The sequence below is a fragment of the Marinitoga hydrogenitolerans DSM 16785 genome (assembly GCF_900129175.1).
Lineage (GTDB): Bacteria > Thermotogota > Thermotogae > Petrotogales > Petrotogaceae > Marinitoga > Marinitoga hydrogenitolerans.
Genome location: NZ_FQUI01000017.1, coordinates 15,110 through 39,257 on the forward strand (window position 1 = coordinate 15,110; position 24,148 = coordinate 39,257).

23 protein-coding genes, 1 tRNA gene, 1 pseudogene and 1 riboswitch are annotated in these 24,148 nt (G+C 27.8%); of the genes and pseudogenes, 10 read left to right on the top strand and 15 right to left on the bottom strand.

Annotation, left to right across the window (positions count from 1 at the left end; all coding sequences use genetic code 11):
• Nucleotides 1-8 precede the first annotated feature (8 nt).
• The 9 genes from dapD to BUA62_RS06115 all read right to left on the bottom strand — a co-directional run bounded on the left by dapD (nt 9) and on the right by BUA62_RS06115 (nt 8,210).
• On the bottom strand, nt 9-701 hold the full coding sequence (dapD, locus tag BUA62_RS06075) for a 2,3,4,5-tetrahydropyridine-2,6-dicarboxylate N-acetyltransferase (protein WP_072864536.1): 693 nt from the start codon (nt 699-701) through the stop codon (nt 9-11).
• A 1-nt stretch (nt 702) separates the two neighbouring features.
• Entirely contained in the window at nt 703-1,359 is a 657-nt protein-coding gene (locus BUA62_RS06080; RefSeq protein ID WP_072864538.1) for a 4-hydroxy-tetrahydrodipicolinate reductase, read from the bottom strand.
• The gene (gene dapA / locus BUA62_RS06085; protein WP_072864541.1) at nt 1,356-2,231 is read right to left on the bottom strand and encodes a 4-hydroxy-tetrahydrodipicolinate synthase; all 876 of its coding nucleotides are present in this window, start codon (nt 2,229-2,231) and stop codon (nt 1,356-1,358) included. The genes BUA62_RS06080 and dapA overlap by 4 nt, the downstream gene beginning before the upstream one ends.
• Nucleotides 2,232-2,243: 12 nt before the next feature.
• A complete protein-coding gene (locus tag BUA62_RS06090; protein WP_072864543.1) occupies nt 2,244-3,467 on the bottom strand; it encodes a diaminopimelate decarboxylase family protein in 1,224 nt (407 codons plus the stop codon).
• 23 nt (nt 3,468-3,490) lie between these two features.
• Nucleotides 3,491-4,468 (bottom strand): aspartate-semialdehyde dehydrogenase, encoded by a 978-nt coding sequence (locus BUA62_RS06095; protein ID WP_072864545.1) that lies wholly within the window; start codon nt 4,466-4,468, stop codon nt 3,491-3,493.
• Nucleotides 4,469-4,542: 74 nt separating this feature from the next.
• A riboswitch (Lysine riboswitch) is annotated at nt 4,543-4,715 on the bottom strand.
• Between the two features lie 270 nt (nt 4,716-4,985).
• Nucleotides 4,986-5,076, bottom strand: a tRNA-Ser gene (locus tag BUA62_RS06100).
• Nucleotides 5,077-5,163: 87 nt separating this feature from the next.
• Nucleotides 5,164-5,724, bottom strand: a complete 561-nt coding sequence (locus BUA62_RS06105; RefSeq protein ID WP_072864547.1) for a thymidine kinase — start codon at nt 5,722-5,724, stop codon at nt 5,164-5,166.
• Nucleotides 5,725-7,002 (bottom strand): ComEC/Rec2 family competence protein, encoded by a 1,278-nt coding sequence (locus tag BUA62_RS06110; protein ID WP_072864548.1) that lies wholly within the window; start codon nt 7,000-7,002, stop codon nt 5,725-5,727.
• The gene (locus BUA62_RS06115; protein ID WP_072864584.1) at nt 7,002-8,210 is read right to left on the bottom strand and encodes a 2,3-bisphosphoglycerate-independent phosphoglycerate mutase; all 1,209 of its coding nucleotides are present in this window, start codon (nt 8,208-8,210) and stop codon (nt 7,002-7,004) included. The genes BUA62_RS06110 and BUA62_RS06115 overlap by 1 nt, the downstream gene beginning before the upstream one ends.
• Nucleotides 8,211-8,365: 155 nt before the next feature.
• On the opposite strand from BUA62_RS06115, the gene BUA62_RS06120 reads away from it, so the two are divergent.
• Nucleotides 8,366-9,022, top strand: a complete 657-nt coding sequence (locus BUA62_RS06120) for an HAD family hydrolase (RefSeq protein WP_072864550.1) — start codon at nt 8,366-8,368, stop codon at nt 9,020-9,022.
• An 11-nt stretch (nt 9,023-9,033) separates the two neighbouring features.
• Here BUA62_RS06120 and BUA62_RS06125 read toward each other — a convergent pair whose 3' ends face one another.
• Entirely contained in the window at nt 9,034-9,801 is a 768-nt protein-coding gene (locus BUA62_RS06125; RefSeq protein WP_072864552.1) for a Rossmann-like domain-containing protein, read from the bottom strand.
• Nucleotides 9,802-9,936: 135 nt separating this feature from the next.
• Here BUA62_RS06125 and BUA62_RS06130 point away from each other — a divergent pair, with 135 nt between their 5' ends.
• The gene (locus tag BUA62_RS06130) at nt 9,937-10,875 is read left to right on the top strand and encodes a GAF domain-containing protein (RefSeq protein ID WP_072864555.1); all 939 of its coding nucleotides are present in this window, start codon (nt 9,937-9,939) and stop codon (nt 10,873-10,875) included.
• A 282-nt stretch (nt 10,876-11,157) separates the two neighbouring features.
• Nucleotides 11,158-12,525 (top strand): chromosomal replication initiator protein DnaA, encoded by a 1,368-nt coding sequence (gene dnaA / locus BUA62_RS06135; protein WP_072864557.1) that lies wholly within the window; start codon nt 11,158-11,160, stop codon nt 12,523-12,525.
• 91 nt (nt 12,526-12,616) lie between these two features.
• Here dnaA and BUA62_RS06140 read toward each other — a convergent pair whose 3' ends face one another.
• The 5 genes from BUA62_RS06140 to BUA62_RS06160 form a co-directional block, all read right to left on the bottom strand.
• Nucleotides 12,617-13,708: a 4Fe-4S binding protein gene (locus BUA62_RS06140; protein WP_072864559.1), complete on the bottom strand. Its 1,092-nt coding sequence runs from the start codon at nt 13,706-13,708 to the stop codon at nt 12,617-12,619.
• A 412-nt stretch (nt 13,709-14,120) separates the two neighbouring features.
• Nucleotides 14,121-15,395 carry a TrpB-like pyridoxal phosphate-dependent enzyme gene (locus tag BUA62_RS06145; protein WP_072864561.1) on the bottom strand — a complete coding sequence of 425 codons (1,275 nt, stop codon included), beginning with the start codon at nt 15,393-15,395 and terminating at the stop codon, nt 14,121-14,123.
• Between the two features lie 454 nt (nt 15,396-15,849).
• A complete protein-coding gene (locus BUA62_RS06150) occupies nt 15,850-16,491 on the bottom strand; it encodes a hypothetical protein (protein ID WP_072864563.1) in 642 nt (213 codons plus the stop codon).
• Nucleotides 16,476-16,787, bottom strand: coding sequence for a hypothetical protein (locus tag BUA62_RS06155; RefSeq protein ID WP_072864565.1), 312 nt, complete (start codon nt 16,785-16,787; stop codon nt 16,476-16,478). Before BUA62_RS06155 ends, BUA62_RS06150 begins: the two co-directional genes overlap by 16 nt.
• 22 nt (nt 16,788-16,809) lie before the next feature.
• The gene (locus BUA62_RS06160; protein ID WP_072864567.1) at nt 16,810-17,076 is read right to left on the bottom strand and encodes a hypothetical protein; all 267 of its coding nucleotides are present in this window, start codon (nt 17,074-17,076) and stop codon (nt 16,810-16,812) included.
• Nucleotides 17,077-17,307: 231 nt separating this feature from the next.
• Here BUA62_RS06160 and BUA62_RS11745 point away from each other — a divergent pair.
• The 7 genes and pseudogenes from BUA62_RS11745 to lpdA all read left to right on the top strand — a co-directional run.
• A pseudogene (locus BUA62_RS11745) lies at nt 17,308-17,415 on the top strand (PD-(D/E)XK nuclease domain-containing protein); the annotation flags it as partial.
• 251 nt (nt 17,416-17,666) lie between these two features.
• Nucleotides 17,667-18,521: a lipoate--protein ligase family protein gene (locus BUA62_RS06170; RefSeq protein ID WP_072864569.1), complete on the top strand. Its 855-nt coding sequence runs from the start codon at nt 17,667-17,669 to the stop codon at nt 18,519-18,521.
• A gap of 12 nt (nt 18,522-18,533) precedes the next feature.
• The gene (locus BUA62_RS06175; protein WP_072864571.1) at nt 18,534-18,977 is read left to right on the top strand and encodes a pyridoxamine 5'-phosphate oxidase family protein; all 444 of its coding nucleotides are present in this window, start codon (nt 18,534-18,536) and stop codon (nt 18,975-18,977) included.
• Nucleotides 18,978-18,979: 2 nt separating this feature from the next.
• Nucleotides 18,980-19,951, top strand: coding sequence for a pyruvate dehydrogenase (acetyl-transferring) E1 component subunit alpha (gene pdhA / locus BUA62_RS06180; RefSeq protein WP_072864573.1), 972 nt, complete (start codon nt 18,980-18,982; stop codon nt 19,949-19,951).
• A 14-nt stretch (nt 19,952-19,965) separates the two neighbouring features.
• A complete protein-coding gene (locus BUA62_RS06185; protein ID WP_072864575.1) occupies nt 19,966-20,943 on the top strand; it encodes a pyruvate dehydrogenase complex E1 component subunit beta in 978 nt (325 codons plus the stop codon).
• Nucleotides 20,944-20,955: 12 nt separating this feature from the next.
• Nucleotides 20,956-22,182, top strand: a complete 1,227-nt coding sequence (locus BUA62_RS06190) for a dihydrolipoamide acetyltransferase family protein (RefSeq protein WP_072864577.1) — start codon at nt 20,956-20,958, stop codon at nt 22,180-22,182.
• Nucleotides 22,183-22,191: 9 nt separating this feature from the next.
• Nucleotides 22,192-23,571, top strand: coding sequence for a dihydrolipoyl dehydrogenase (gene lpdA / locus BUA62_RS06195; RefSeq protein ID WP_072864582.1), 1,380 nt, complete (start codon nt 22,192-22,194; stop codon nt 23,569-23,571).
• Nucleotides 23,572-24,148: the final 577 nt, after the last annotated feature.

Below are 24,148 nucleotides of genomic sequence, written 5' to 3' on the forward strand. Positions count from 1 at the left end.
TTTATCACCTACAAATTTCTTAATTCGTCTAATAATTTTGTTTTATCTTTTGTTTTTTCATCTACTTTTTTTATCACTTTAGCTGGGACACCTGCTACAACTGTATAAGGATCAATATTTTTAGTAACAACTGACCCTGCAGCAACAACTGCACCTTTTCCAATTTTTACACCTTCTAAAATAACGGCATTAGCTCCAATTAAAACATCATCATCTATTACAACTGGTTCTGCACTTGGTGGTTCAATAACACCAGCTATAACAGAACCTGCACCAATATGACAATTCTCTCCAATTTGAGCTCTTCCACCAACCACAACATTCATATCTATCATTGTTTTTTTTCCAATTTTTGCTCCTATATTTATAACTGCACCCATCATAATTACTGCATTATCACCTATTTCAACTAGATCTCTAATTATTGCTCCAGGTTCAATTCTTGCATTAATCTTTTTTAAATCCAATAATGGAATTGCTGAATTTCTTCTATCCATTTCAATCCTATATTTTTCTATTTTTTCTGTATTTTTTTCAAGAAAATTTTTAAATTCATCGAGTTCGCAAAATAATACTCCCGATTTATCATCTCCATAATATTCATCAAAAGATATATCTTTTAAGTCACCTTTTAAATAAACCTTTATCGGAGTAACTTTTTTTGCTTTAGCAATGTATTCAATAATTTCGTATGAATTCATTCTATTCCTCCTTTGTCAATTCAAATATATCCTGAAATGTATAAAAACCTGCTACAGCTTTTAATGCAAATTCAGCAGATTTTAATACTCCTGCTGCAAATGTTCTTCTCGATAATGCTCTATGAGAAATGGTAATTATTTCTCCCAAATTACCAAAATATACAGTATGATCTCCAGGAACATTACCTAATCTCAAAGATGAAATATTAACTTCTTTATTTAATACCTCCTTAATCATTTTTGCAGTTCCTGAAGGCTTATCTTTTTTAAATCTATGATGTGTTTCTGTAATTTCTATATCTACATCATCTAATAATTTATCTGCTAATTTCACTAATCTTAATAAGACTTGAATACCTAATGAAAAATTATAACTTTGAATTATCGGTAATGTTTGTGACAATTCTTTTAATTTAGTTATCTGTTCATTACTTAAACCAGTTGTTCCTATAATTAAAGGACATCTAAATTTTTCAACATATTCAATTACTTTTTCAAATGCTGTTGGTAATGAAAAATCTATTAATACTTCTGGAGTTTCTAAAAAATTCTCTCCTTCTTTATCATATGAAAAAACTAAATCATGTCCTTTTTCTGAAAATAAATTATATATTTCATTTCCCATTCTTCCATTTCTTCCTATGATTCCATATTTCATAATATATTCAACTCCTCAAACGAATTATCAATTACAGTTTTTCCATTTTCGCTAATTGATATTAAAGGTAACCTTAAAATATTTTTACAATACCCAAGTTTTGAAACAGCATATTTAACAGGTATTGGATTTACTTCAACAAACAATTTTCTCATTAAAGAATTGTATTTTTTATTAATTTCTTGTGCCTTATTATAATCATTAGTTAATATAGCTTCAGTTAATTCCTTCATTTGCTTTGGTAAAACATTAGAAAAAACTGAAATTACACCATCCCCACCCAAAGCCATTAAAGGTAAAGCTTGATCATCATTTCCTGAATAAACAAACATATCTTCTGGTTTTTTTGAAATTAATTCAGCAATTTGAGATATATTTCCACTTGCTTCCTTGATTCCAATTACATTTTTGTTCTTTTCAAAAATCTCTATCGCTGTATCTGTTAAAATATTACCTCCTGTTCGTGAGGGCACGTTATATAATATTATTGGCAATTCAGTTCTTTGAGCTACATACGAAAAATATTCAACCAAACCTTTTTGTGTTGACTTGTTATAATATGGACTAACTATAAGCAAACCATCAGCTCCTGATTTTTCTGCTAATTTATTATTATATAACACATGTTTTGGATTATTTGATCCTGTCCCTACAATTACAGGAATCTTTTTATTTACTAATTCAACAACTTTAGATACAATCTTTTCTCTCTCATTTTCATCTATTGTAGGTGCTTCACCAGTTGTTCCTAACACTACTAATCCATCAACATAGTTCATTTGAAAAAGAGCAAATTCTTCTAACGCTTTGTAATCCACTTCATAATTTTCATCAAATGGTGTTATTATTGCAGTTGCCACACCTTTAAACATATAAATCCCTCCTCATCGGAAATTTTTTATTGTTGAAAAATAATCTTCTAACGTTTCTGCTCTTCTAATCATTTTAAAATCTTTCCCATCGTATATAAATTCTGCGGATCTTAATTTTCCATTATAATTGAATCCCATCGAATGCCCATGAGCTCCAACATCATGTATTATCAAAACATCTCCTTCTTCAACTTTTGGCAATTCTCTATCAATTGCAAATTTATCGTTATTTTCACACAAAGAACCTACAATATCGTATTTATATTTTTTTGTATTATTTTCTTTACCTAATACTGTAATATGATGATACGCTTTATTTGGTCCATATAAACCAGGCCTCATTAAATTTGCCATGTTTGCATCTACACCTATATAGGTTTTATAGCTTTCTTTTATATGCAAAACTTTTGTTATTAAATATCCATGAGCACCTGTAATATATCTTCCATTTTCTGTATATATTTTTGGTTTAAAATTTTTAAAATATTTATTATATGTTTTCTGAATATTTTCGCTTAATAATTTTATATCTAACTCTTTTTCTTCAGGTCTGTACGGTATTCCAAAGCCTCCACCAATATCTATAAATTCAAAATTAAGATTTAATTCTTTTGATATATTATTTACTGTTTTAAATATTATTTCTGTATTTTTTGTAATTAATTCAACATCTAACGTATTAGAAATTATCATTGCATGTAATCCAAATCTTTTTACACCTAATTTTTTTAAATATTTATAACCCTCTAATAATTTTTCATAAGGCATTCCAAATTTTGATTCTAAAGGATTACCTAAAACGTTGGATCCATAAGCATTTTTAGGTGTATATCTTATTGAAGCAATTTGAGGAATACCAATTTTATTTATAAACTTTGGAATATGACCAATATCATCAAAATTTATAATTGCATCTAAATCATATGCTTTCTTATATTCTTCCAATGGAGTATTATTAGATGTAAATAAAATATTATCTCCTTTTAACCCTACCATTTCTGACAAAACCAGTTCTGCCATTGAACTACAATCAGTCCCTGCACCATTTTCTTCCAGTATTCTCAAAATATATGGATTCGGTGTAGCTTTTACAGCAAAATACTCTTTAAACTTACACCAGGAAAATGCATTTTGTAGCTTTTTTAAAGAATTAATAATACCCTTTTGATCATAAACATAAAAAGGTGTTGGATATTTTTTTAATAATTTATCTACAGAAAATGGTATTTTTTTCATATTTCCCCTCATTTCTTTAAAATTTATAATGTATGATGATTCAATTCAAAATGTTTTAATAATATTCTTACTGCATTGGTAGCAGCACCTACTCTAACATTATCGGCTACAACCCACATTAAAAATGTATATTCATCCATTTTTCTTAATCTGGAAACATATGTAATATCAGAACCTTCTACGTTCAACGGTGTTATTAAATTATCAGTATATTTTACATTTTTTGTATTTGAAATTAACTCTTTAACTTCTAAAATTGATGCTTTTTTTTTGGTTTTGAAAGTAATACTTTCAGAATGACCATATAAAACAGGTACTCTTACTGCTGTTGGATAAACATTTATACTATAATCAGAATAAATTTTTTTTGTTTCATTTATCATTTTCATTTCCTCTTGTGTAAATCCATTACTTTCTATAGGACCAATTTGAGGAATTACATTATTCATAATTTTTTCTGGAAAATGGGTAATATTATTCATTCCCTTTAGTTGATTTAACAATTCTTGAATACCTTTATTTCCAGCACCTGAAACTGCTTGATATGTACTCACAAATATTTCAGAAATTCCAAATTCTTTTTGTATATTTGATAGAGCTAAAACCATTTGAATAGTTGAGCAGTTAGGATTTGCTATAATTCCTCTATAATTCTTTATAATCTCTCCATTTATTTCAGGTACAACTAAAGGAATATCTTTTTCCATTCTAAATGCAGAAGAATTATCAATTACAATATTACCAAACTCAGAAGCTAATGGCGCAAATTTTTTTGAAATAGTTGCTCCAGCTGAAAAAAGTAAATAATCAAATTTATCTTTCATTTTTTCTTCAGTTAACTCTTCCACAAAATACCCTTTATTTTTAAATTTTATTTCTTTTCCTTCTGATTTTTTACTTGCAAATAATTTTAATTCTGTAACGTTGATATTTAAATCTTCTAATACTTTAACCATAGTTCTTCCAACTTCACCTGTTGCTCCCACAATACCAATTTTCATATTCTCCCTCCTAACAAAAACGGCCTTCCGAAAAACACGGAAGGCCTTATTTGAAATAATATAATAATCAAATTATTCCAAACGGCTCTCCGCGCTTTCACGCGACAGTCACATAGGTATTCCCTATGCAACCAGGCATGTAAGATGGGTAAATCTTACACCCTTCGGCAACCTCGCCTTTCGTCTACCCCAAGCCTACCCTAGCGATAGGTAGATTACTCATCTTGGTTGCGCCTCCGTTTGTTCGTAAAACATATTAACTTTTGATGTAGTTTAACAAATAAAATTGAACAAAAGATTACAAAAACACAACAACAATATTAATCGAATTATTTCAATTTTATTTTATCAACTTTTACCTTTATTCTTTTCATTCTCAAACGTTCAATAAATCTAATAATTGGGCATCTCATTTTCCACTTTTGGAAAAAAGTCATATTTTACCTCCAAAAATCTTTTTTATTTATTATATCACAAAATCACAAATAAAAAAAGAGCAGTATCATCTGCTCTTTTCTGGCGGAGAGGGTGGGATTTGAACCCACGGATGGGTTTTGCCCATCACACGCTCTCCAGGCGTGCGCCTTAGACCGCTCGGCCACCTCTCCGTTATATTAACTTTCCAACATATTTTATCATATCTTTCCAATTTAGTCAAGCTATTTATTTAAATAAAATTAAAACTTATTATTAACTTATTTCTCTTTTTCTGCTACCAGTTTTTCATAACAATCTCTACAAACCGCAATATACTTTTCAAATCCACCAACATCAATTTCAGAACCATTTCCAACAATTTTAAAAGAAATAGTTCCATTATATTCACCACATTCATGACAAACTGCTTTTTTCTTAATAATCTCATCAGCATAAGCTGATAATAATATGGTTGTATTAAACGGATTGTTTTTATATGTTAAGTCTAATCCAGAACAATAGACATTAATTCCTTTTTTTATTAAATCTAATATAACATCTTTTAATTCTTCATCAAAAAATTGAACTTCATCTACAAAAACAGCTTTTTCATCATAATCCAAATATTCATACATTTCTTTTGAGTGTTTTATTGGAATAGCTTTAATTTTTGTCCCTGTATGTGAGACAACATATTCTGAAGAATATCTATCATCAATGATAGGTTTAAAAACCTTTATCTTCTTTCTTCCTAATGTATATATTTCAACAAAAGAAATAAGTTCCGATGTTTTACCTGAATACATAGGACCTACTATTAAAATAAAGTTTCCGGACATTTAAATTCCTCCTTGTTCAGAATATTTTTTTCGTATTATTAAATGATACAAAATAAGAATTATAAAAGATATGAAATAAAGAAAAATACTAAAATTTTCATTTAAATTTATATACATTATATAATTATTTATATAATGTAAAATATATTTTATATTTGATATATAAACATTTGTGATATTCGATATGATATCAGGTAAAGGTATAATTATGTATATTAACGATATAATAAGCAAAGAATATACAATTGGAACAAATAAAAAACTCATTAATGGACCAATTATTGAAAACCCTTCAAAAAATAATATACTCCATGGTAAAATAGCTAAAAATGCTGAAATTGTTATTAAAAAAGGATTTTTCGAATACTCGATAACCTGTAATATTGAAAATGCAGCGAAATAACTCATTAAAAATCCTACTGAAAAAATAACATTTGGATTATACAATAAATTTGTTACACCTATTATACCCAATATATTTTTTGAATCTATATTAAATCCAAAAATTTTATTTAATTCAATTATTATTAATAAAAAAACCGCTCTTGTAGCTGAATCAGAAAAACCTGAAGCACATAGATAAAATAATAATACTAAAATTGTTGTTACTCTTCTATAGTTTATAGGTAAAAGTGTAAAAGAATATACTAAATAAAGAATTGAATATATGATATATACATGGAATCCTGAAACAGCAAACAAATGTAATAATCCTGAATTTTTAAAAATTTCAGCATTTTTACCTCTTAAACCACCAAAAATTACTGAAAATAATATATTTTTATTTTCATATGGAAAATTTCTATACATTCTTTCTTTTAAAAAATTCCTTAAAGAATATATACTCTTTTTTGAAGAATTAGCCATATAATCAATTTCAAATTTATTTTTTACCTTTTTACCAATTATATATACTCTATTTCCTATTTTAAAAGGGTCTGTTGAATATTTATTATATGAAAAATATATCTTTTCTTTTACTTTCTTCCATGAATCATTAAAAAAAATCTTATCCGCTTTAACCACATAAAAATTATAGTTTTTATCTATAATTTTTCCCAAAATACCTATATTATAACTTAACGGTATTGTATATGTTTTTAATGTTGATATAAAAATCAAAATTAAAATTAATAAAAATACAATCTTTGTTTTAAATGAATATTTAAAAACAAAAAAGACTACAGCCATAAAAATTATGGCTGTAGTCATCATTTTTGCTTTTATCATAAGGATTAAAACAATTGAACTAAAAAACAAATTTACAAAAAATGGCATTAGGCTCCAAATTTTTCAAGTTTTCTTGCATTTGCCATTAATAAACTCATTAAATCAACAGCATATATGGTTCCTACAGATCCTCTAGCACATTCAAATTCATCAAATGCTTTGGAAAGCCCTGCTCTTGTATATGCAGATTTTATCATAAAAGGAACTGGATGCCAGCTATGACCGCTTATTGCTACAGGTGTTGAATGGTCTCCAGTAACTACAAGAACATCAGGATTTAATTCCAATAATTTTGGTAATGCTTTATCTACCATTTCGATAACATGTGTTTTTGCATCAAAATTACCATCTTCTCCATAAGAATCTGTCTTTTTTATATGCACATAGAAGAAATCATATTCATCCCAATGTTTTTTTAGTGTTTCAAATTCATCTTCAGGAGTTTCACCATCAACATTTAAAATATCCATTCCAACTAATTTTGCTAATCCTTTATACATTGGATAAACAGCTATTGCAGCTGCTCTCATTTTATATACTTCTGGAAATTTAGGAATTGCTGGATATTTCGAAAACCCTCTGATTAAGGCAAAGTTTATTTTTGGTTCATCTTTTAACACTTCTCTGATTTCTTTCATTAATTTTGTAAATATTTCTGCAGTTTTTTCTGCTTCAGGATGTGTAGCATGTGCCCATTTTATTGGTAATCCTTCTTTTTGAGGATCTGCATCCTCTATTCTATCATCTAAACCTTCACCGGTTAATTTAACAACAAATCTATGTTCTTTACCAGGATAAAATTGAACTTTCACACCATCTATTTCTTTAATACTTTCTTGTAATTTTTCTACTATTTTCTTTGATATTTCTGTGGCTGGTCTTCCTGCTCTTCTATCAACAACAATATCGCCATCTATTGTAGCAAAGTTACCTCTTGCAACAACATCTTTTTCTCCAACTTCAACGTCAATGCCCAATGCTTCCAAAATACCTCTACCAATTTGAAATTTTATTGGGTCATATCCAAACAAACCTAAATGTCCTGGACCAGAACCTGGTGTAACCCCTGGTAATACTGGAATCGTTTGTCCTAAATCTGACTCTGTAGCAACTTTGTCTAAATTTGGTGTTTTTGCCGCTTGTAATGGTGTTTTCCCATTAACAACAGTATCTCCAATACCATCCATTACTAACATTACTATTTTTGAATCAGTTTTTGTTATTAATTTCTGTAAAAATTCTTGTCTATCTACCATCATTTTTCTCCCTCCCTACTTACAATCTTAATTACATTATAGCATATTTTAATTCATTCAATATAATATTTTAGTAAAAATTTAGATAATTCAATATTTTTTGATATAATATTTTAAACAAACAAATGAGTTTAAAAAACATAAGGAGTGATTTAATGATAAAAGGAATTATCTTCGATTTGTACGGTACATTAATAAATGCCAATCAGTTGTTTTTACCAATTGCAAAAATTATTTCCAATGAAATTGGACAACCCGCAGATATATTAGAAAAAAACATCAAAGAAACTTATAATAAGCATTTTAAAGACTATCATTTGAAACCTTTCAAACCTGAACGAGAATATTATAAATTACTTTTTAATGAATTAAAAGAAAATTTAAATTTAAAAAATTCTATTGATTATTATATTGATGAAATGTATAAAACATTTATTGATTTAAAACCATATGATGATGTTGAACATCTAAACACTATAAAAGAAAAAGGATTGAAAATAGCTATATTATCAAATGCGGATAATGATTTCGTTTTACCCTCTTTAGAAAAAAATATATTTCCATTTGACATTTTAATAACTTCACATTCTACAAAATTATATAAACCTGATCCCAAAATTTTTGATTACACATTAAACAAAATAAAATTAAACAAAGAGGAAGTTATTTTTATCGGTGATAATTACAATGTTGATATATTAGGTGGAATCAATTATGGAATAAAATCAATATTAATAAAAAGAATTCCTTCTAACCTTAATTATCCTGATACGATTTATTCTTTAAAAGAGTTGTTTAAATATATCTATTGAATAGATTAAAGTTAAAATATTAAATTAACCTTACGTGCTGCACCACTTCTAAACAAGGTTCTGGTGCCAGCCCCTTTCTTTATTAAATCAAATAATTTTTCTGAATTTTCTATATACGATCCTGATAAAATTTTCACAGGGAAAACATCTTCAACCATTATTGTAGATGGACCAGCAATTGCTACTCTATCTGTATTAACATAATTTAATATCCAATCAATCGTTCCATTTACAATTGTTGTTCCCGTAATTATTATAGCAGTACATTTTGGAAGCATTTCTATAATAGCCCAATCTGGTAAAATATAGTCTGCTCTTCTTTGCCTATCAAAAATTAAAACATCCCAAACCTTTGGTCTTAAAGCATCGACAAATGGAGTTATCTCGCCAACAATACCAACAATATCTTTTTTATTAAATTCCATCAACTTTAATGTGTCTCCTTCGATAAATCTTTCTGGATTTTTATTGAAAACAGCGTTAACAGCTGCATAAGAAACTGATCTCAAAAGGGGATCTCCTGAAAACAGACCAATCTCTAATAAGTCTTTTACTTTCATACCAACCTCAGCTTTACTTTCTGGTTTTCCGTCTAACCCCATACATTTGTAAAATTCTTCACATTTTCCTAAAGTATCTTCGCGATTTGTTGCAACAAATCCAGTTCTACCATCACTTAACTTTACAGCTGTTTCTCCAATCCCTATTACAAAATCCTCAATAAATTCATCTGTAACATTTTCCAATGCTTTTATATATAGTTTTTTTGCTATAGACATATTATCACCCCATTTTTTAAGATTCAAAATTATTATACTATTTTTAACATTATTAATCAAATATAATTTAAAAAATTTTGTAAGAAATAGATGGTAAAATAGAAATAACAAAAAAAATCAAAGGAGGTATTTTTCGTGAGAAGTATATTACAAGATCTAACCCCAGAATTTTTAAAAATATTAAACAAAGATAAAATTTTTTGGTTTGATGGGTGGAAAGAATATAAGCAAACTCGTCCAAAGATTATACGTGAATATGAAAAATTAGAAAATTTAAATGAAAATAAAGTTAAGGAAAGACTAAATGCAATTAGAAGAAAAGATTTGGATATGTTTAAACAATATTGGGAAAATAATTTTTTAGAAATAAAAAAAGAGATGGTTATGAAATTATCAAGAAATGCTGAATATTTTCAATTAAAGCGCGGAGACTTTGTTGTGTTTATTATGGGATTATTAGGATTAAATTCTCATTACTATATAGAAACATATTATGGAACAGTAATAGTAGTTGATTCTTTTTATCATTTCTTATATAAAGAAGACATTAATAAAACTATAGAGAATTCCATTATTAACTTTATAAAAAATAATCCTGTTAATGAAAAAAGAGCATTGTTTGGAAAAGTACTATCTCAAATTGAAAAAATTATATATGATAATAATAACATAAACAAAGTAATGGAAAAAATTGTGAAAATATTATACGAAAATATTGAATATTATAATTGGGTAGGTTTTTATTTAACTGATAAAAACAATAAAAATATGTTAAAATTGGGTCCATATTTAGGCGAACCAACAGAACACATAAATATTCCTTTTGGAAAAGGAATATGCGGACAAGCTGCTTCTACTAAAAACACATTTATTGTTCAAGATGTAACTAAAGAGTCAAATTATCTTTCATGTAGTGAAAAAACTAAAGCTGAAATCGTTATACCTATAATTGATAAATCAGGAAATGTTTTTGGAGAGCTGGATATAGATAGTCATAAACTGAACCCTTTTACAATAGAAGATACCCAATTTTTAGAAGAAATAATAGATCTATTTGTTAAGAAATTTTTTTAATTCTGTTAAATGTTTCTTTTTTTACTTATTCACAAAATCGAGAATAAATGCTTATTTAATAGAAATATTTCTTAATGAAAGTAAAAAAATATTAAAATTGTTAATTTTAGGATTATTCTAAAACCCTCTAATAATTAAAGTTTAATCAAGATAATTCCTTTATTCACTAAGTTTAGAATCTCAACAAAGTTCATAAAAAATTTTCTTGATTAAAAATGTTAAATCTGTTATTCTATATAATGCTAAACGTTCTTTTTATTTTTTTGGTCAGGGGGTATTTTTGTGACAAACGAAGAATTGTTAGAACAACTTAAATCGAAAATTAATCATAATACATGGGAACAATGGTTTACCTCTGCCCAAATATTGGATATTCAGGAAAAAAAGGTGATTATAGGTATTGGAAATCTATTTGTTAAAGATTTCATAGCAAGAAAATACGGTTCTTTAGTTTCCAATACATTATCTGACATTTTATCAAGAAAAATAACAGCTGAATTCACTTTTATACCAGCTGATAAATCTACTAAGAAAAAAGCCGGTCCTTTAATAAAAGAAAGGCCACTAAAACTTTCTGATTTCAATCCTGAATATACTTTTAATAGCTTTGTTATTGGCGAAGCCAATAGAGTTGCTTATTATTCTGCTTTAGAGGTTGCCAATAATCCCGGTAAATATAATCCATTATTTATATATGGTAATGTTGCTTTAGGTAAAACCCATCTCCTTCATGCGATAGGCAATCATTTAATGGAGAGATCGCCAGACTTAAAGGTTATGTATGTAACTGCAGAAGAGTTTATGAATGACTTAATGAAATCTTTAAGAGATGAAAAAATGGATGATTTTAGAGAACGTTATAGAAAAAAAATAGATATATTACTAATTGATGATGTTCAATTTTTAATTGGTAAAGATATGGCACAAGGTGAATTGTTCCATACTTTTAATACTCTATTTAATCTTGGAAAACAAATAATAATATGTTCTGATAGAACACCCGAAGAGCTTGCAACTTTTCACCCAAGATTGATAAGTAGATTTGAAATGGGATTAGTTGTTAATGTTGACGAACCAGACAAAAAAACAAAGTTAAAAATTGCAAAAAAAATGGCTGAGATGACATCTTTATATTTAACGGATGATGTTGTTACATATTTAGTTGAAAATATTGATAATAACTTAAGAAGGTTGCGAGGGTTGATTTTAAATCTATTTTTCCATAGTAAAGTTACGGGAGAAAAGGTTAATATTGAAACTGTAAAAAAATTGTATAGTTCATTAAAGGCACATAAAAAGAGTATACCTCAAACAAAAGAAACATTACGTGTATTAAAGAAGAATCTTATTTTAGAAGCTGTTATTAAAGAATATAATTTGACACGAGAGCAATTATTTAGTCCAACCAGAAAAAAAGAAATTTCAGAAGCTCGACAAATATTATCCTTCATGCTTAAAAATTATGGAAAAATGAAAGTTAAAGATATTTCAGAGTTTATGGGAAAAAATCATTCAACAATTAGTCAATCAGTTAAAAAAATAGAAAAAGAGTTAACAGGTGGAAATTTACTTTTAAAAAGACGAATTGATGATATTAGAAGATTATTTGAAGAAGCAGAAAAAATACAAACTACAGAAAATGTAAGTTAAACTCGGTATCTTATAAAAATATAAGATACCGAGTTTTTTTATTTTATATATTTTACTTTCATTATTGCTTTTAGGATGATATGCTAATTTTTTAAATCACTCCACTAATAGCTTTCACTGGACATCTACTCTGACACAAACTACAACCAAAGCATTTACTTTCATCAACAATAACATGTTTGTTTTCTTTATCTACCGTTATTGCCCAATACGGACATACCATTTCACATAATTTACAGAAGGTACATTTGTTTAAATCTATTTTAGGATATTTTGGTTCAAAAATAACCTCTTTTTTCTTTAATCCTGTTTTTTTAACTTCTTCTATACTATTAAATTCATATTTTTCTAATACTTTTGGTAACTGTTCAACTATAGTTTTGTACAATTGTTTTCCTCTAATTAAAGCTGCAGATAACATTTGAACAGCATCAGCTCCAGCAAGAAGATATTCTATAACATCATCTGCAGAAGCTATTCCTCCAACACCTATTACTGGTATCTCAGGAACTGCAGTTTTTATAGTATTTACTAATGCCAATCCAAGATTTTTTATAACTGGTCCAGAAATCCATACTTGCCCTTTATCATTTCCAATTAAATTTGTTCTATTTTCTATATCAATTAACATTGTTGGGCCAAGAGAATTTATAGCAACAACCCCTGTACCGCCACTTTCTAACACCATTTTGGCAAATTCAACTGGATCTGGAATATGCGGACTCATTTTCATAAAGATGGGTTTTTTTGTATGCTTTCTTATTGTTCTAACTGTTTCTGCGATATTATCCAAATTTTTCCCTACGTAATGTGTTGAAATTTCAAAAGCATCTGCAAACTGATCTAATTGAGGTATTAAAACTTCCATATCTTCTTTCGTATACCCTGCACTTACAATTAAAGGTAAATCAAGTTCCTGTTTTAATCTTGGCAATATTTCATTTATCCATTTTTCTGGTGGTAGTTCTGACCATAACTCTGCATTTACAATATAATTATTTGTTCCATATATACATGGCCTTGGAACTTCTGCAGCTTTTGTGGAAATAGTTTTTGTAACCATTCCCCCAATCCCAAGTCTTGCTAAATACAACATTTTTTCATCATCACCAACAAGTGGCCCGGATGCTGGCATTAAAGGATTTTTTAATTTTATTCCAGCAAATTCTGTACTTAAGTCCATAATACTCCCCCTTTTTTAGAATTATCATAGTATTTTATACAATTATATAACTTTTACTTTAAAATTAAAAATCCATATATCTTTATTTAATCATTTTTTTTCAATTTGATTTTCAAATAAACTTAAAAATCTTATCTGTTTAAAGGTTTTTGATTTAAAGTACTTTAAAGTTGTTTTATGATATAATAAATATGAATAACGAAAGTTAAATAATTGCTCAGCCATTATTTATATGCATTAAAAAATTAGTGCAACAATCTGTTGCACTAATTACAAAAATTCCACGGGGACATAATCTTGCAATAATTTCAAAATGTAAAAACATAAAAGAAGATTTATTTTACGCAAAAAAAACTATAAACGTTATTATAAGCTAACCGGGGTTTTCCCAGGTTAGCTATTTTATTATTTATTATGAATATGCTGTTAGGTCGAGTAATCCATGACCGGATAGCGTAAATACTATAACTTTTTCTTCTTTATTTTTTTTCGCTTTAAGCGCTTCTTTAATTGCACCAGTAATTGCATGTGATGATTCAGGTGCTGGTATTATTCCTTCTAATTTAGCAAAAAGGTTAGCAACTTCAAAGGTTTCATCCTGTGTAAATGCCACAGCTTCCAGCATATTTTCATGTTTTAATTTGGCAATAATCGGTGCAGATCCATGATATCTCAATCCACCTGCATGTATTTTTGGAGGTATAAAATCCTTTCCAAGTGTATACATTTTCATTAATGGAGTTAATCCAGCTGTATCCCCATTATCATATCTATACTCTCCCTCTGTTAATGTTGGACATGATTTTGGTTCACAGGCTAAAAACTTTATATTTTTTCCTGATAATTTTTCTGGAATAAATGGCAAAATTGTTCCTCCAAGATTTGAGCCACCCCCATGACATCCAATTATAACATCTGGTTTTTCATTTATTTTTTCAAATTGTTTTTTTATCTCTAGTCCAATTATAGTTTGGTGTAATAATACATGATTTAAAACACTTCCAAGTGCGTATTTAGCTTTATTTCTACTAAATACAACTTCTAAAGCTTCACTTATAGCTATTCCAAGACTACCTGGATTTTCTTTATCTATATCTAATATTTTTTTACCAAAATTAGTTTCTAAACTCGGGCTTGGTGTTACCTTGCCTCCAAAAAGATTTATGAGACATTTTCTCATTGGTTTTTGCTCAAAACTTGTTTTTACCATATATACTTCAATGTTTAAACCAAATTTTAAACCAGCATACGATAATGCACTTCCCCATTGTCCAGCACCTGTTTCTGTAACCAATGTTTCTATTCCAGAAATTTTATTATAATATGCCTGCGGAATTGAAGTATTGGTTTTATGACTCCCCGTTGGAGAAACTCCTTCATATTTGTAATATATCTTTACAGGTGTCTCAAGATATTCCTCCAAATTTGTTGCTCTAATAAGCGGAGAAGGTCTGAATATCGCATATTCTTTCAATACTTCTTCTGGAATTTTTATAAACCGTTCTGTAGTTACTTCCTGTTCAACTAAAGGATCTGGAAAAATAGCACTTAATTCTTCTGGTTTCATGATTTCCTTTGTTTGTGGATTCAATGGTGGATCAAGTTGAAATGGTAAATCTGCCAATGCATTATACCAATACTTAGGTATCTCCTCTACTGATAAATATACTCTTTCTCTTCTACCCATAATACACACTCCACTCTCCTTTCCTGTAATAATAAAAAAACCGGATATCCAAATTGGATATCCGGTGATTGCCTACACAAACAAAATTAGCTCTGAGAACTATAGAGCATAACAAAACAGTAGACACCCACCGGGCGTCCACCACCAATTTAAGCTATTTAAATTTATTGAATTATTCATAATTCTACGCTTTACTGTTTTTTCCATTTTAACCCCTCCGGTATTTTTTTGATATTATACTACATTTTTTTAGAAAAGTAAAGTATTTTTTAAAATTATTGATTTCATTGTTTATGTAAAAATAAGGGTTTCTTAACATATTGTATATTTGATATTTTCCCTTTTTTCTTTTTCCTTTCTAAGATACCAGATTTTTTCTTTTTTTCCCCACTCTTTTTGGAAGAGAGCCTTAATTATATTTCATTCTAGAAAAATTATATTTAAATAACAAATGTTATTTAATTTTCTCAAAAATAGTTAACATTCCTACTATTGCAAATGGAAACACTATATAATATGTTCCCCATAAAAAATAAGTGTTATATATAATAAATAATATCATTAAACGTTTACCTAATATTTTATCATTTATGCCGTATTTATCTTTCAAATCAAACATTACGCATAATGTAGAAATAAAAATTATCATCAGACCTATAAGATTTTTTGTAGACACTGAATGTTCTATAATTTTTATTACTATTGCCCACGATATTACCAGGAAAATTAATTTAATTAATCTATATTGATTTTTTCTATTCATTTTTTTCTCAATACGTTTAGAAATATTTGGTTTTATGAATAATCTTATTAGTTCAGTAATAAAAATAAGTACTACTATAAAATGTTTCCAGATAAGAAAATATGTAATGCTAAAAAAAACAATAAGATAGAAAAAATTTATTATATTACTTTTTTGATTATATTTACTTTTTATCAAAGAAAAAATAATATAAGAAAAAATTAACAATACAGAAGATATTAAATAATTTACTGTATTTTGTCTTATTATAAAATTATCTGATATCTTTGATAATAATAAAAATATATAAGGATATAATCCTAATATTATTGTAATAACTATTTTTTTAGCCATTCTACAACATCAACTCCTATAGCTCCTTGAATTGCTCCTATAGCAATACCGGGTACTATACCAGGTCCCCCACTAGCAGCTACTCCCCAAAGACCACCAACTATAGCACCGGCTGCTGCGCCGTATGCAGTTTCTTTCCATCCTTCAATACCTTTTTGGTTAAATTCTTCAATTTTTTGAGCATTTTTTTGTTGAAGTTTTTCCCAAGCTTCTGAACCTGTAACGTATCTTCCTTGATTAACATGTCCATACCCACTAACATTTCCTTCATAAATAGCATCCATTCTAATGCCCATAAGGCCACCTCCTGTGAAAAGTTTACTTTAATTGATATAATAAATTTCTAAATTCAATATCTTTTGAAAAATATCTAATGCCATTTATATAAAGATCAATGTAATAAATTCCGTTTAATATTGGTAATGGTACTTCTACATTATTATTAGTTTTTACTGTATAAAAACTAATATCTTTTATAAGTTTATTTGATAAAGTTGAAATTGGAATCTTTTTCAATGTATTAAATTTATTATCTTTTTGTATAAGGATGAAATTAGAAACATATGGAGCATCAATCAAATACATACAAAAAACCCCTTTTTAAATTAAAATTATACTAAATCTTCATTTTAAAATTTTATTCACAAGTATTATATAAAAAAAAAAAGAAAAGTCAATACAAATAGAAAATTTTACCTCATATTTCCAAACAACTAAATTGATAATTAATATATCAGATGATCAAATAATTTTGAAGTATTTGAATTTAAAAAATACTATAAAAAAGACGGAGAATTAAAAGAGAGTGCAGAACTTGGAATGAAACAAATAGAAGAAAAGAAATATGAAGAAAAAGTAAAGAGTTATGGAATAGGAAAAGTAATAAAGGTTGCTATTGCTTTTGATAAAAAAATGTGGAAATAATAATAAAATAAAAAATCGTCTGCAAAAAAATGCAGACGATTTTTTATTATGAATATGCTATTGAATCAAACAGTCTATGGCCGGGTAGCGTAAATACTATAACTTTTTTATATCTAAATTTTACTTAAACAATATACAAAAATTACATAAAAATTGAATTTGTAACTTTTTTGAAACTTTTAATTCCGATAAAAATGGTAGAATTTGAGTAGGAATAAAATTAAAATCATTACAAAAAAGAAGGAGAAACAATGAAATTATATATAATCGAATCCAAAAATACGAATGTTTATTATAACTTAGCTATTGAAGAATACTTAATAAACAATACCAACAACAATATTTTTATTTTCTTTTGGAAAAGCAAGAATTCTTTGGTTATAGGAAAACATCAAAACCCTTGGAAAGAAATTAATTTTAATTTTGAATTGGTAAAAAATGGAGAAATCAAAATTGCCAGAAGAATTTCTGGTGGAGGAACTGTTTTTCATGATTTGGGAAATTTAAATTATTCCTTTGTTTCGCCAAAGAATTATTTAAATAGCCAGGAAATATTTGAAATTATAATAAAAACACTTAAAAATATGGATATAGATGTGGAAAAAAATTATAAAAACGACCTGATATATAAAGATTACAAATTTTCAGGTAGTGCTTTTTCAATAAAAAAAGATAAATTTTTACATCATGGAACATTATTAATTAATTCAAATCTTGAATTAATTAATGAAACTCTGGGAAAAAACGAGAAAATCAAAACAAAAGCAACAGAATCTAAACCTTCTAAAGTAATAAATCTTAAAGAAATTAATTATTGTATAAATGAAGAAATGATAAAAAACAATATTATAAGAGAAACATCAAAATATCTAAAATTGTCTGGCATTAAAATTGCTACAAAATATTTTAGAGATGAAAGTTTAATGGAAAAGCATAAATCATGGGAATGGATATATGGAAATACACCTAAATTTATTTTTAAATTTGAAGATAATGAATTTAATGTTGAAAATGGTTATATAACATATATTAATTCAAAAAAATTAAAAAATCCAATGAAATTTGATTTGATGAATTTTGAAAATTTAAATTACCAAAAAGTTTAGGAGGCGCTTATTATGGATAAAAAAGATGTTATGAAAAAATTAGGAAAATTTCTTGCTGAAACAAAAACCGGTGTTTTAGGATGGATTAATAAAGACGGTTATCCAGAATTGAGATGGATGTCACCATGCTTGATGCCTTATAACACAGACTGTACCTACGCAATCACATTAGAAGATTTTCCAAAAGTAAATGATCTAAAAAATAATGGTAAAGTTCAATGGCTAATTCAAAACAAAAGTCTAACAGAGGTTATAAACATTTATGGAAAAATAAACATCATTGAAGATGCTTTGTTTAAATCAGAAGTTTTAGAAAATTTATCCTCAAATTTAGTAGCTATATGGAAATTAGAAGATGATGCGGAATTTGTTGTATTAGAAACAATAATAGAAGAAATCGTATATTACGACACAATGAAAGGAATAAAGGAAAGAATTAATTTTAGGGAGGAATAATTATGAAAGATTTAAAAAATTACGATACCAATTTACTTAAAGATTTATTATTTAAAATGCTTTTAATAAGAAGATTTGAAGAAAAAGCTGCTCAGGCATATGGATTAAAAAAAATAGGTGGATTTTTACACCTATATATAGGTGAAGAAGCTGTAGCAGTTGGTTCAATTTCAAATTTAGATATGACAAAAGACTATGTTGCCGCAGCATATAGAGATCATGGACATGCATTGGCAACAGATTTAGATCCAAATTCTTTAATGGCAGAACTATATGGAAAAATAACGGGTTGCTCAAAAGGGAAAGGTGGATCGATGCATTTTTTTGATTACGAAAAACATTTCTTTGGTGGAAATGGAATCGTAGGTGCTCAAATACCTGTAGCTACAGGTATTGGTTTAAAAATAAAATACAATAAGGAAGATGGTGTTGTATTGTGTTACTTTGGTGATGGTGCAATTCACCAGGGAGCTTTCCACGAAAGTTTGAATTTAGCAAAAATATGGAATTTACCCGTTGTATATATCTGTGAAAATAACCATTATGGCATGGGAACTGATTATAGGAGAGTTTCAGCAATAGATGATTTTTCAATAATGGCCAATTCATATGCAATGGATGGAAAACAAGTGAATGGAATGGATGTTTTAGAGGTTTACGAAGCAACTAAAGAAGCTATTGAAATAGCAAAAAATGGAACTCCAGTTTTACTTGAAGCCAAAACATACAGGTTTAAAGGTCATTCAATGAGTGATCCTGCAAAATATAGAACAAAAGAAGAACTTGAAAAATATAAGCAAAAAGATCCAATAGTAAGTTTTAAAGAATTATTGAAAGAAAATAATATTATTAGTGAAGAAGACTTTCTTGAAATAGATAAACAATGCAAAAAGATTGCAAAAGATGCTGCTAAATTTGCAGAAGAAAGTCCTGAACCTGATTTAGATGAATTATATACAGATATTTATGCTTAAAGGGAGTGAGAAAGATGCCAATTATTACCATGAGAGAAGCTATTAGGCAAGCTATGGATGAGGAAATGTCAAGGGATGAAAATATAATTTTAATGGGAGAAGAAGTCGCTCAATATAACGGAGCATATAAAGTTAGTCAAGGACTATATGATAAATTTGGTGAGAAGAGAGTTATAGATACCCCTATTACAGAAAGTGGATTTGCTGGTGTTGGAATTGGTGCTGCTATGGCAGGGTTAAGGCCTATTGTTGAATTTATGACATTTAATTTTGCACTTCAGGCCTTTGATCAGATTGTAAATAATGCTGCAAAAATGAGATATATGTCAGGTGGTCAATTCAAGGTTCCGATAGTCTTCAGAGGGCCCAATGGACCTGCAGAATATTTAGCTTCCCAGCATTCACAGGCTACACAAACTTTTTTTGCACATGTACCAGGGTTAAAGGTTGTAGCGCCAGCTACACCATATGATGCAAAAGGTCTTTTAAAAACAGCAATAAGAGATGATAATCCAGTTATATTTTTAGAAGGAGAATTAATGTACTCCTGGGAAGGTGAAGTTCCTGAAGAAGAATATACAATAGAATTTGGAAAATCAGACATAAAACGTGAAGGAAAAGATGTAACTATAATTACCTATTCTAAACCTTTAAAATTAGTATTAGAAAGCGCAAAAGAACTTGAAAAAGATGGTATTGATGTTGAAGTGCTTGATCTAAGGAGTATAAGACCTCTAGATGAAGAAACAATATTAAATTCTGTAAAGAAAACAAATAGATGCGTAATTGTCGATGAATCGTGGCCGTTTGTAAGTGTTGCCTCTCATGTTGGATGGCTAATTTCAAATAAAGCATTTGATTATTTAGACGCACCAGTTGAATTGGTGACAAATGAAGATGTACCCATGCCTTATAACCACAAATTAGAATTAGCAGCACAACCATCTGTTGATAAAATAATAAAAGCTGTTAAAAAAGTTTTGTACATTTAGGAGGACGATATTATGGCTGAAAAATTACTAATGATTGCCTTATCTCCCACAATGGAAAAAGGCACTATCGTAAAATGGGTAAAAAAAGAAAATGAATCTTTCACAGAGGGAGATGTTCTCTGTGAAGTTGAAACAGATAAAACAACAATGGAATATGAAGCAACAGAAGAGGGGACATTATTAAAAATACTTGTTCCTGAAGGTGAAAAGGCTGCTGTTGGTGAACCTATTGCTATATTCGGAGAACCTGGTGAAGATATTTCTGATTTATTGAATGAAAATATTGAAAAAGTGAAAAGTGAAGAGATAAAAAGTGAAACAATAGAAAAAGAAACTGTTAAAGAAATTGAAAATATTAAAGCTAAAGAAGCTGAATTTGAAAGTATTTCAGACAGTATTAAAATATCGCCTTTAGCAAAAAAAATAGCATTAATGAAAAACATTGATATAACAAGAATAAAAGGAACTGGTCTAGGAGGAAGAATAATCAAAAGAGATGTTGAAAACTATAAACTACTAGCAGAAGCTTATGAAACACCAGCAATTTCATTAAATAATGATGAAGATAGAACAATTCCATTATCAGACAAACGCAGAATTATTGGTGAAAGATTGTCACAATCAAAATACACATCACCACATTTTTATTTAACTGTTAGCGTAAATATGGAAAATATAATGGAAAATAGAAAGATGATAAACAACAGATTGAACGAAAAAATATCAATGAATGCATTTTTGATAAAAATAATTGCCAATACATTGAGAAAACACAGAAGAATAAATTCAACTTTGCAAAATAATAAAATAATTGAATTTAGTAGAATTGACATTGCTTTAGCGGTAGCTCAAGAAGATGGATTAATTACACCTATTGTAAGAAATGCTGATAAAAAAGGAATTTTACAGATAGAAAGTGAGTTGAGAGAATTAATAGAAAAAGCAAAAAATAACAAATTGGAACCAGAAGAATATACAAATGCAACATTTACAATTAGTAATCTTGGGTCATTTGGAGTAGATGAATTCACAGCGATAATCAATCCACCAGCTTCAGCAATACTTGCTGTTGGAATGATAAAAAAGATACCTATTGTCGAAAATGATGAAATAATTATTAAACCAATGATGAAAATGACTTTATCTTCAGACCATAGAGTAATAGATGGCTCAGTTGCTGCTATATTTATGAAAGATTTAAAAGAAACTTTAGAAAATCCAATATTAGCAATACTTTGAGGTGATAATATGAAATATGATTTAATTATTTTAGGTTCAGGTCCAGGTGGTTATGTTGCTGCAATTAGAGCTGCACAACTTGGATTAAAGACTGCAATAATAGAAAAAGATAAAGTTGGTGGAGTTTGTTTAAATATAGGTTGTATACCATCTAAATCTTTAATACATCAAGCTGAAACTTTTTCAAGAATAAAAGAATTAGAATATATGGGAATAAAATTTAATTTAGATAATTTTAATTATAAAAAAATATTTGAAAAATCAAGAAAAGCGGCAGATACGCTTTCAAAAGGTGTTCAGTATTTACTAAAGAAAAACAAAATCGATTTAATTTCAGGCGAAGGTAAGTTATTAAATAAAAATGAAATAATAGTAAATGATAAAGATATATACACATCAAAATTCATTTTACTTGCAACGGGTTCAAAACCCAAATCTATCCCTGGATTTGAAATAGATGAAGTGCTAATATTAAGTTCAAATGGTGCTTTAATGTTAGAGAATTTACCTAAATCAATAGCTATTATAGGCAGTGGAGTAATTGGAATTGAATTTGGTTATATAATGAACTCTTTTGGAGTTGAAGTTCATATAATAGAAATTTTAGACAGAATTTTACCAACTGAAGATTTAGAAATAGCAGAATTCCTTGAAAAAGTATATAAAAAAAGAAATATAAAAATCCACAAATCTACAAAGTCAAGAATAATAGAAAAAACAAAAAACGAAATTACATTAGAATTAGAAAGTGAAGATAAAAAAAATATTATTAAGGTTGAAAAAATTTTAGTTGCCGTTGGCAGAGAACCAAATACCAAAAACATTGGTCTTGAAAAAATTGGTATTGAAACAGAAAAAGGTTTTGTTAAAGTTAGAGAGTACTACAAAACAAATGCAGATAACATTTATGCAATTGGCGATATTGTAAAAACACCACAATTAGCTCATGTTGCTTCAAAAGAGGGTGAAATTGTTGTAGAACATATTGCTAGACATAGTACAGAAAAATTTGTGGATATTTACAAAATCCCATCTGCTATATATTCCGAACCTCAGATAGCAAGTCTTGGTTATACCGAAGAATTGTTAAGAGAAAAAAATATTCAATATAACAAATTTTCTTTCCCATACAGAGGCGTTGGAAAATCTATTGCAATAGAAAAATCAGAAGGATTTATTAAAATATTAACAGACAAAGAAACTAATGAAATTTTAGGAGCTCATATAATAGGTGCTGAAGCTACAGAATTAATTCATGAAGTATTGTTAGCTAAAAATTCTGAATTGTTACCTGAAGATATATCCGAAATGATACACGCACACCCCACACTCTCCGAAGGTATTATGGAGGCATTTAGAGGAATAGAGGGTTGGGCAATTCACATTTAATCCGCAATTTTAAAATGACGTCTACAATTTTTGTAGACGTCATTTTATTATCAAAACATTTCTTTTGTCAGCTTTCTTTGGAAAGAGACCCTTTTTTGTACATTTTTATTTTCCCTTATTGTTTTAATCTTCGATTTATCCATGTGAAAATATAAATAAATAAACTTATTATTAGGTATAACAAAAACAATTCGTATATTAAATATTTATTTGTTGTGGAATCAATTTTCAAAATGAAATTCAAAAAAATAAATCCCAAAGAAAAGAGAGATATAGCTATTGTACTCTTATATATTGAAATAATAAAATAACTTATTAAAATTAAAAATATTACGTATAATGATAAAATTTTCGTAACTCCAAATATTGTGAATTCAAAAAATAGGCCAGTAACAATTAATACAATCCCTAGTAAAATTCAAGTAAAATTACAATCAATTTTTCTTTTCTTAAATTTAATAAATTTATATAATTATTTTATCACCTGATATATTTTTATGGTTAAGTTTTTGTTTAATGTATTGATGCAATTTTATATTCTTGCTATTATTTGATGTTAATGATTAATTGGTTTTAT